Origin of the sequence: Mucilaginibacter sp. (genome assembly GCF_025362475.1) — a bacterium.
Lineage (GTDB): Bacteria > Bacteroidota > Bacteroidia > Sphingobacteriales > Sphingobacteriaceae > Mucilaginibacter.
In genome coordinates this window covers 116225-125431 of record NZ_JANYGH010000018.1, presented here as the reverse complement: position 1 = coordinate 125431, position 9207 = coordinate 116225, and the positions used below count along the sequence as shown (strand labels likewise).

Sequence of the window (9207 nt, the reverse complement as noted above, 5' to 3'; positions counted from 1 at the left end):
CAAAAAAGTCGTTGCATGTCAGGAAAGGCGGTTAAACGCAAAAAATCCCCTTAGCGTTAACTAAGAGGATTTCTGTTTCTGTGGTATCAGCTGGGATCGAACCAGCGACACAAGGATTTTCAGTCCTTTGCTCTACCTACTGAGCTATGATACCTTCTTTTCGGGAGTGCAAATGTAGTTTTCTTTTTCGAGTTTGGAAATTATTTTTTGAAAAAAGTTTGAATTTATAGCGCTATAGTCGCATATTTTGAATAATCTTTCAATAAATCAGGTACTTAGCTTTTGTTATTTTTTTCACTTTAAAAACATTTCTGTGTATCAACAATTGAATTTAACTTTGAAAAGCTACTATGCAGGCCATCATGATTGCACAAGCTTTATTCATTACCCTTTTTGGAGGTGGGTAACCGTGATCAGGTGGCCGGGGCAGGTGTTGGCTTATTTAGGCAAGAAAAGGGGGCTGAGGGGAAATTAATGCTTTCTGTGGTGTTGTGTCTTGTCGGGGAGGAATGGTGAGCTTGTATCGCCTGTAATGCCTGCGCAGAGATCTGTTCAGTAAATGTGAGCTGTCGGAGCTAATAAGGTTTGGGATGATGATGCCCTTTGGAATAGCTTAATGGGGGCAGAGAATGATTAAATGATTGTTTTTAATAAAAAAGATATGTTACAGGATACCGCAGCGATTGAATCAAAGTATCAATTATTTATAGAAAGAGTAGCAGCCACAAAATTGGTGTGGGCGCTAATGAGCAAAACAGGATGGGCAAATTCGCATTCGCATGATAATGAAGAAGTTACTGTGGTGCCATTTTGGTCGGAAAGGGCTTATGCTAAAATTTGTGCCAGGGACGACTGGCGTAGTTACGTTCCGACAGAAATTCCATTGGCAGAATTTTTAGAAAGCTGGTGTGTGGGTATGGCCGAGAATGAAACTTTGGCCGGCATTAACTGGGATGCAAATATGCTTGGAAAAGAAATTGATGCTTTACAGGTGGCGCTTGATATTCTTAACCGGTTAAGCGTTATTAATTCGGCCATCGCGTTTAAAAACTACAGTAGTATAAGTGAATTTATAGGCGAGATCAGCGAATCGCCTGAATAAATTATTAAGCATTGCTTAATATTGGCGACCTCCGGTGGGGGCCAATGGTTTATGAACCTTTTATCTTAAAGTAATTTAGGGCGTTTTTTAGGCTATCTAAACGTACCGGGCTCATGTTCTTTACCGGCAATTCTAAAGTGGTTGCCATAGAGTCAATATCACCCTTGGGGTCTTCGTAGGTTTGTACAATAATATCATCGTTTATTGTACTTAATTTGAGGGTTCCTGTTGTGTCATTTCCCTGGTATTCAACGTTGATGAGCCGGTGCAAATTGAATGAAAAATACTCCTGCCGGCCATGTGGATAAGTTTTTCTTAAGCGCAAAAAGTAATCGTTAGTAAGGGTGATCTCCCACTTTTTTAGCTGGATGTCAGGTGCAGGGTTGTATGATTCAACAAGGCATTTATTGCTCCAGCTTAGCCATTCCAGTTCATCGATACCCGGTTTAAACCCGTAAATGAAGCCGCTGAAAGCCAATATTGCTATAATTACCGTGTTTTTTTTAATTGGTTGCAAGATTGATGTTTTCATGACAACAAAATGTAACCCGAAGTTAATAAATTGATATTTTTGCAAATGGAATTTTCTCAACAATCAAGAGTTTGGATATACCAGGCCGATAAAAAATTAACCGACCAGGAAGTAATTCTGATCCAGCAAGAGCTTGATAAATTTGCCACCAGTTGGACGGCTCACAACAACCAGTTGAAAGCCAAAGGAGAGGTGCGATACAATCGTTTTTTGATTTTGATTGTAGACGAAAGCCAGGCTGGCGCGAGCGGATGCTCAATTGATAAATCGGTTCATTTTATGAAGCAGATAGAGCAGCATTTTAACATCAATTTATTTGATCGTTTTAACCTGGCCTATCGCGATGGTGAGGAGATTTTATCATTGCCGCGCCATGCGTTTGAAGATATGCTTAAACAAGGCAAAATAAACACCGAAACCATTGTTTACAACAACATGGTACAAAACTTAACCGAGCTGGAAAGCAAATGGGAAGTGCCTTTTAAAAACAGCTGGCATATCCAGTTATTCAGAGATCTGGTTATTCAATAACGACTGCCTGCCTGGCTAAAATCATAACCTATTTGGTTTTGTCAAGCCGTGTTGGTTTTTCATTGGGGAAACTAAATAACATGTACATTTTGCCTCCGGCTGTTTTAAAGGTAATATCAGCCCTTTCATTCTCCTGCATAAAAAACGAATCCTTTGCATACGGAGCAAATTCGATAGGTAATTCGTCATTCTGTTTAAAGTAAAGTTTATTACCCTCCAGGTATAGTTTAAATTTATCCCTGGCGTTATCAGTCATGGCATAATCGCCTGTATATTGTTCAAGCTCTTTTGCCGGTATCGGGGTCACTTTGTGTTTTTTACAGTAGGCAAAGGCTATAGCATTTTGCATTACCTGTGCCAATGCAGCACCATGACCCGCGTTAGGGGTTATCGCCGTTGCAATTTCAAGACTTTTACAGTTCTGCTTTTCCATGAAGCTTTTAAATAGCTCAATGTTTTGGGCTGTTTCGTGCTCGTAGGACCCTACGCCGGCAAATACCTTACAGTTAAGGTCCTTATTGCTGGCAAAATATTTTTGTGCCGATGGTATCAACTCGCGGCCGTTATTCCCCGGTGCGCCGATGAACACCATGTTAAATAAGCCCGGATGTTGAAACAGCACCATAGTAGTGAACATGCCGCCAAAGGAGTAGCCATATAAAGCTTTATTATCATTTACCCTGTATTTACTTTGCACAAAAGGGATTACTTCCTGCTCAATAAATGATAAAAAATTTGGTCCGCCGGTTTTTGGGTCAAGGTCTCGGTTTCGTTTGTTTGGCCTGCTGCCGTAGCCTATGCCTATAATAAGGGCTTCGGTGGTTTCATAATCCTGCCTCAGCATGTTAAAGCAGTTCATGGCAACGGTCATGTTCCAGTCGCCATCGGTCATGTACAGTACCGGGTATTTTGTTTTGGTTGTATCGTATCCGGGAGGGAAATGTACATATATCGTATAATCTTCTCCAATCACTTTTGAGCTGTAATCCCATGAAACCATGTCTTTATCAGTAAAAGGATTGGGCGATGTGCTTTTTACCTGGCAGTAACAAGGCTGTAAAAGTAATACCATGATTAATGTGCCCATGGATAATTTCAATGATGTTGATAACATAGCTTGATATTGATTTGCGTACTGTTGATCTGTTCTTCCATTACCTTAGACGCATGGTGTATTATTTTGGTTGCACATCTGCTTGAAATTAAGTCATTTGTTGTTAAATTTATTTATGGAACAATATGATAACAGGGTAGATGCTTACATTGAAAAGTCGCCCGAATTTGCAAAGCCAATACTTACTTATTTGCGGCAGTTAGTTCATGAAACTTCTCCATTATTAACCGAAGCGATTAAATGGGGTTTTCCATTTTTTGATTACAAAGGCGTGGTTTGTCAAATGGTAGCTTTCAAAGAACATTGCGCCTTCGGTTTTTGGAAGGCAACATTGTTAAATGACCCTTATAATGCATTAAGCATTGGCGATGGTTCTGCCGGCAGCTTTGGCCGCATCACCAAAATAGAAGACCTGCCTTCAAAAGAGATTCTGCAGGATTTTATACTGCAGGCCATTGCCTTTAATGAAAGCGGTAAAAAAACTCCCGAAGCGGTAAAAAAGGCTTCGGCCCCTAAAACCGAATTGGTTATCCCTGAATATTTCACGGAATTTTTAACGGCTTACCCCAATGCCAGCCTTAATTTTGACAGATCGAGCTATTCGCATAAAAAAGAATACGTGGAGTGGATAATTGATGCCAAAAGCGAAGCCACGCGCCAAAAACGTATGGAAACAGCCGCCGAGTGGCTTGCCGAAGGTAAATCAAGACACTGGAAGTATAAATAATGAGGAAAAGAAGATAAGCAGCCTTGTTGGTAGTCGCCTTTGTATAACATAAAACAAATAATATTGCTTCTTGTTATTGTGCATATATTGCTATCGTGAAAGCTCCCTTTCTTATTAAGTATCTCCTTGTAATTGTTTTTTTTATGATGCTTGCGTCTTCCTCAAGAGGATTTTCAATCCTGGCGCATGAGGCTATAGTTGATGCGGAATGGATGGGCAAAATACAGCCGTTGCTATTAAAACGATACCCTAATTCAAGTATCGCTGATTTAAAAAAAGCCCATGCCTTTGCTTATGGAGGTTGCCTGGTGGCAGATATGGGGTACATGCCATTTGGTGATCCTTATTTTACAGATCTGCTTCATTATGTGCGCAGTGGTGATTTTATAACTACTTTAATTGACGAATCACAAAACCTGGATGAATATGCCTTTGCACTTGGCGCGTTATCACATTATATGGCCGATCAATATGGCCATTCGCTGGCTACTAATCGTTCGGTTCCTTTAGGTAATCCAGCTCTTCAGCAAAAATTTGGCGCAGTAGTTACCTATAATGATGATCATACTTCACATAGCAGAATGGAACTGGCATATGATGCCATACAAACAGCCAAAGGGCATTACGCGTCAATAGCTTATCATGACTTTATTGGCTTCTCTATGTCGAAACCGGTACTTGAAAGGGCTTTCCTGAAAGTTTACGGGCAAAATCTTAATGAGCTGTTCCCAAGCTTTGAATCCAGCGTTGCTACATTCAGATGGGGGGTGCGCAATTTATTCCCGGCGATAATTCATAATGCCTGGCAATCTAAAAAAGAAGAAATATTGAAAGTCGATCCGCTGGTAAAACGCGGCAGTTTCAGGTACAGAATGCCCCGGAAAATGTTCAACAACGAGTTTGGTAGTAATTATGCCCGTCCGGATTTTAAAGCCCGTGCGGTCGCTTTTATGATAAAAATATTACCTAAGGTAGGGCCACTTAAAAAATTCAAATTTAAATACCCGGGAGTGGCCAGCGAAAATTTGTTTATAACAAGTATGGATAGTATTTTGATTAACTATTCTATTGCCTTAACAAGGGTAGGTAACCATAAATTGCAGCTCAGTAATATAGATTTTGATACAGGGAAGCAGACTAAACCTGATGAGTACCCACTTGCTGATAAAACCTATAACCAATGGTTGCTGAAACTGCAGGATGACAAGTTTGCATGCATAACCCCCGATATGCAGCAAAATATCCTCACTTTTTATAGCGCCGCCGATAGTATAAAATTTGAGCAGAACGATCCGGGGAATAATAAAAAAGCACTACAGGCGCTGCAACAACTTAAACTTTTGGCAGTAAACACCAATCGTTAGGATCTCTAAATCAGAAAAAACTGTAATTGTCTTTTATTTTAAAAATCCAAAGGCCCCAGTCTTTTCATGTTTTTCATGATGAGGTATTGCCTGTGTTTTAAATAACGGGTAGGGTTAGTTGCCGACCATTTAAGCGGACTTGGAAAAATAACAGCTATGGCGGCAGCCTCATGTTTGGTAAGATCGGATGCCGGTTTATTAAAATAGGCCTGTGATGCCGCCTCAATGCCGTAAATGCCATCGCCCATTTCAATCTCGTTGAGGTAAACTTCCATGATGCGTTTTTTGCTCCAAAAAACTTCTATCAGCACCGTAAAGTAGGCTTCAACGCCTTTACGCAATAAGGAGCGACCTTCCCATAGAAAAACATTTTTAGCTACCTGTTGTGATATTGTGCTGCCACCTATCAGTTTTTTGCTGTGCTGGTTTTTTTCAATCGCTTTTTCAATCGCATGGAAATCAAAACCATGGTGTTCTAAAAATGACTGGTCTTCGGCAGCTACGGCGGCGCGTTTCATGTTATCAGATATCTCATCAAAGCTTTTCCATTGCTTATCAATCTTCCAATCCTTACCGCGGGCTTTTTGTTGAAAGCCCCGCTCAATCATAAGCCAGGTGAAGGGTGGGTGCACAAAGCGGAATAACAGTACACCAAACAAGCTAAGGCCAAAAAATAGTATAAATGCCAGCTTAACTACCCTAAAAATGAGCTTAAATATACCACCGAACTTGCTTTTTGATTTTGAAGTTCGGGTGCCTGGTTTTGAATTTGTTTTTCGGGGAGAGTTGTAATTACGTTGCACTATTTATAGTAAGTTTCTATTAAATGAAAAAGGTGCTTTGCAAAGCAAAACACCTTTTAAAAATCTAAAATTAAACTCAAAATCCGAAATAGAAATCAGGATTTCGAAATATAAATTATTCAGCTACTACTGAGAAAGGAACCTGTACCTTAACTTCTTTGTGCAGGTTTACGTTTGCGATATAATCACCAACAAACTTTGGTTCCTGATCAAATGTGATACGGCGACGGTCAACCTCAAAGCCTTCTTTTTTCAATGCATCAGCAATTTGGATAGTGTTGATAGCACCAAATATTTTTCCGCTTTCACCGGCTTTAGCGCCAATGTTAAGTTTAACACCTTCTAAACGGGCAGCAATCGCATCAGCATCCTTACGGATTTTCTCTTGTTTAAACTGAGCTTGTTTCAAGTTTTCAGCTAAAACTTTGCGAGCGCTTACGGTAGCTAATATGGCGTAGCCTTTAGGTAAAAGGTAGTTACGGCCATAACCTGGTTTAACGTTTACAACATCGTCTTTATCACCCAGGTTTTTTACATCTTGTTTTAAAATAACTTCCATTTCTTAAATCTCCTATTATTTTAATGAATCTGTAACGTAAGGTAATAAACCAATGTGACGGGCACGTTTAACAGCCTGGGCCACTTTACGCTGAAATTTCAATGAAGTACCAGTTAAACGACGTGGTAATACTTTACCCTGATCGTTAATGAACTTTAATAAAAAGTTAGCGTCTTTGTAGTCGATATACTTAATACCATTCTTTTTAAAACGGCAGTATTTTTTACGGTTATCCTCCACCTTAGGAGCGGTAACGTATTTAATTTGATCGTTTGCCATTAGTTTGAAGCCTCCTCTGTTGTTTTAGGTTTCTTGTTAAAGGCACCGCTACGTTTTTTGTCATTGTAAGCAATGGCATGTTTGTCTAACGCTATGGTCAGGAAACGCAAAACACGCTCATCGCGCCTTAATTCAATCTCCAATTTGTTAATTAAATCACCCGGAGCCTTAAATTCAGTTAAGTGATAGTACCCTGTAGTCTTTTTTTGAATAGGGTACGCTAATTTTCTCAAACCCCAATTATCCTCCTGGACAATTTCGGCTCCGCCATCAGTCAAGATCTTGCTAAATTTGGCAATGCCTTCTTTAGCTGTTTCTTCTGATAACAACGGGGTTAGAACGATCACGATTTCGTACTGTTGCATTATTATACTTTGATTTTTAATTAATTACCCGCTATTACGGGGCTGCAAATGTAGTGATAATTATTAAAAAATCAATACATTCCTATTAATATTATTGCGGTGGCGTAGCATACCCAAATGCTGCAATTCCATTTACTCCAGGCACTTATATAGTCGCTGTGATTTTTTTGCTTTTTCGTTAAATTTTTTTCAAAACATTTACACAAGGTTGTTGTTACGCAATCGGTAAGTTGATGAAATATGAAAAAAAAGTATTCAAAGCTTGCCAATTTTGTAACGATTTTTGCGTTTTAGTACAAAAATAACATTAGTGCATGCTGTGCTTAATTATCTAAAAACGAAAGAGATATGAAGAAAACATTGATTTTAACGACAATATTGCTCGTTCATTTAGTTGTAAATGCACAGGTAAAGGATGTTCATGCAAGTCTGGAACTGCAAGGTGTCGAAACTACCAACGATGTTGTGCCATTCTGGCTAAGGTCAAATCAATTCGGCAGTATTCCGCTTTCAGGCACATCTGGTAGTCTTATAGGCAAAATCCGCAAGGATTATGATACCACCAAAACGTTTGGTTGGGGAGCATCATTTGAAGGCAGAGGGAATATAGGCCAGGGTAGCCAGTTTATACTTGTTGAGGGATTAGTGAAAGCTCATGCGGGTATTTTTGAGTTAAAGGCCGGGCGCTCCAAAGATGTTGTTGGGCTGGTAGATTCTTTATCTTCCGGTTCGTTTCCGGTATCAGGTAATGCGCTTGGGATACCGCAAATTAGTTTGAGTATACCAAATTACTATAGTATACCTATTTTGGGAAAGTTATTTGCGGTTAAGGGTGCATTTGCAAACGGATATGTAGGTGATGTACACGTAAATAGTGGAAGGAGATCCGGGAAAAATAGAAATTATTTTTTATCAAATAGTGTTTACGTAAGAGTAGGCCAACCGTCATGGCGATTTAAATTTCTGGCAGGTTATAACCATGAGGCATTATGGGGAGATGAAAAGCATGTTTTTCCCAGGTTTGATTTATCCGGATGGGAAACGTACAAGTATGTGGTTACCGGCAAGGTATACCAGGGATCAAAAGTTGGTAATCATTTAGGCTCGTTGGATCTTGGGGCCGAATATAAGTTTGATGCCCTTACTTTATTAATATATAAGCAAAGTTTTTTTGATAAAGGGGGCTTAGGGTCGTTGGCTAACATACAAGATGGTTTAAATGGTATTAGCTTAATTAATAATGAAAAAAACAATACAGGTAATTTTTATTGGAAAAAAGCGGTATTTGAATTATTCTACAGCGTTAATCAGGCAGGCGCATTAGATGCAAAAAGCACAAAATCAGGCGCAGAAGATTATTACAATAACTATGAATATTTACAGGGGTGGTCATATAAAAATTTAGCCCTGGGTAATCCTTTTATTACCACAACACTTGATGCCCGTAGTAATCTTGTCAGGTCCGACAATCAATTTTTTGTAAATAACAGGGTAAAAGCATTTTATGGAGCAGCACAATTTTATGCTTTTAAATGGTTTTATACCGGAAAACTTTCTTATTCAGTAAATTATGGCACGTATGCAACAGGTTCGGAACCCTATCGTGGCGTTGGTGGAATAAAACAACCGTCGCCAATTGCTTTTGGGAAGATAAATCAGGTTTCTGCTTACCTTGAGGGCTTAAGACCATTAAAAAACGGATATAATATTGGTTATGACATTGGTTATGACAAGGGAGGCCTGCTTTATAATTCATTTGGTGTTATATTAAAGGCATCAAAAACTTTTTTATAGGAGAAAAGAATTAAATATTTAACGAGTTTTACAAACC

11 protein-coding genes and 1 tRNA gene are annotated in these 9207 nt (G+C 39.2%); 5 read left to right on the top strand and 7 right to left on the bottom strand.

Translation table 11 applies throughout. The features are described 5' to 3' along the window. Window positions 1-81: 81 nt before the first annotated feature. Window positions 82-154, bottom strand: a tRNA-Phe gene (locus Q0R88_RS07175). Window positions 155-661: 507 nt separating this feature from the next. Here Q0R88_RS07175 and Q0R88_RS07170 point away from each other — a divergent pair. Then, on the top strand, window positions 662-1102 hold the full coding sequence (locus Q0R88_RS07170; RefSeq protein ID WP_295714301.1) for a DUF2750 domain-containing protein: 441 nt from the start codon (window positions 662-664) through the stop codon (window positions 1100-1102). Between the two features lie 49 nt (window positions 1103-1151). Here the strand turns inward: Q0R88_RS07170 and Q0R88_RS07165 are convergent, their stop codons facing one another. Then, the gene (locus tag Q0R88_RS07165) at window positions 1152-1634 is read right to left on the bottom strand and encodes a hypothetical protein (RefSeq protein WP_295714298.1); all 483 of its coding nucleotides are present in this window, start codon (window positions 1632-1634) and stop codon (window positions 1152-1154) included. Window positions 1635-1679: 45 nt separating this feature from the next. Here Q0R88_RS07165 and Q0R88_RS07160 point away from each other — a divergent pair, with 45 nt between their 5' ends. Further along, window positions 1680-2165 (top strand): ABC transporter ATPase, encoded by a 486-nt coding sequence (locus Q0R88_RS07160; RefSeq protein WP_295714295.1) that lies wholly within the window; start codon window positions 1680-1682, stop codon window positions 2163-2165. A 28-nt stretch (window positions 2166-2193) separates the two neighbouring features. Here Q0R88_RS07160 and Q0R88_RS07155 read toward each other — a convergent pair whose 3' ends face one another. Beyond that, on the bottom strand, window positions 2194-3279 hold the full coding sequence (locus Q0R88_RS07155; protein ID WP_295714292.1) for an alpha/beta hydrolase-fold protein: 1086 nt from the start codon (window positions 3277-3279) through the stop codon (window positions 2194-2196). 115 nt (window positions 3280-3394) lie between these two features. Between Q0R88_RS07155 and Q0R88_RS07150 the strand changes: the two genes are divergently transcribed. Together Q0R88_RS07150 and Q0R88_RS07145 are read left to right on the top strand one after the other, a co-directional pair. After that, on the top strand, window positions 3395-4006 hold the full coding sequence (locus Q0R88_RS07150) for a YdeI/OmpD-associated family protein (protein ID WP_295714289.1): 612 nt from the start codon (window positions 3395-3397) through the stop codon (window positions 4004-4006). Window positions 4007-4149: 143 nt separating this feature from the next. After that, a complete protein-coding gene (locus tag Q0R88_RS07145) occupies window positions 4150-5370 on the top strand; it encodes a zinc dependent phospholipase C family protein (protein ID WP_295714287.1) in 1221 nt (406 codons plus the stop codon). 38 nt (window positions 5371-5408) lie between these two features. Here the strand turns inward: Q0R88_RS07145 and mtgA are convergent, their stop codons facing one another. From mtgA to rpsF, 4 genes are all read right to left on the bottom strand, one after another. Beyond that, window positions 5409-6089 carry a monofunctional biosynthetic peptidoglycan transglycosylase gene (gene mtgA / locus Q0R88_RS07140; RefSeq protein WP_295714309.1) on the bottom strand — a complete coding sequence of 227 codons (681 nt, stop codon included), beginning with the start codon at window positions 6087-6089 and terminating at the stop codon, window positions 5409-5411. Between the two features lie 199 nt (window positions 6090-6288). After that, window positions 6289-6732, bottom strand: a complete 444-nt coding sequence (gene rplI, locus Q0R88_RS07135) for a 50S ribosomal protein L9 (protein WP_076377921.1) — start codon at window positions 6730-6732, stop codon at window positions 6289-6291. Between the two features lie 15 nt (window positions 6733-6747). After that, entirely contained in the window at window positions 6748-7011 is a 264-nt protein-coding gene (gene rpsR / locus Q0R88_RS07130) for a 30S ribosomal protein S18 (protein WP_067054791.1), read from the bottom strand. Then, on the bottom strand, window positions 7011-7376 hold the full coding sequence (rpsF, locus tag Q0R88_RS07125) for a 30S ribosomal protein S6 (protein WP_295714278.1): 366 nt from the start codon (window positions 7374-7376) through the stop codon (window positions 7011-7013). The genes rpsR and rpsF overlap by 1 nt, the downstream gene beginning before the upstream one ends. A 348-nt stretch (window positions 7377-7724) precedes the next feature. On the opposite strand from rpsF, the gene Q0R88_RS07120 reads away from it, so the two are divergent. After that, complete coding sequence (locus Q0R88_RS07120; protein WP_295714274.1) at window positions 7725-9170, top strand: capsule assembly Wzi family protein; 1446 nt, start codon at window positions 7725-7727, stop codon at window positions 9168-9170. Window positions 9171-9207 lie beyond the last annotated feature (37 nt).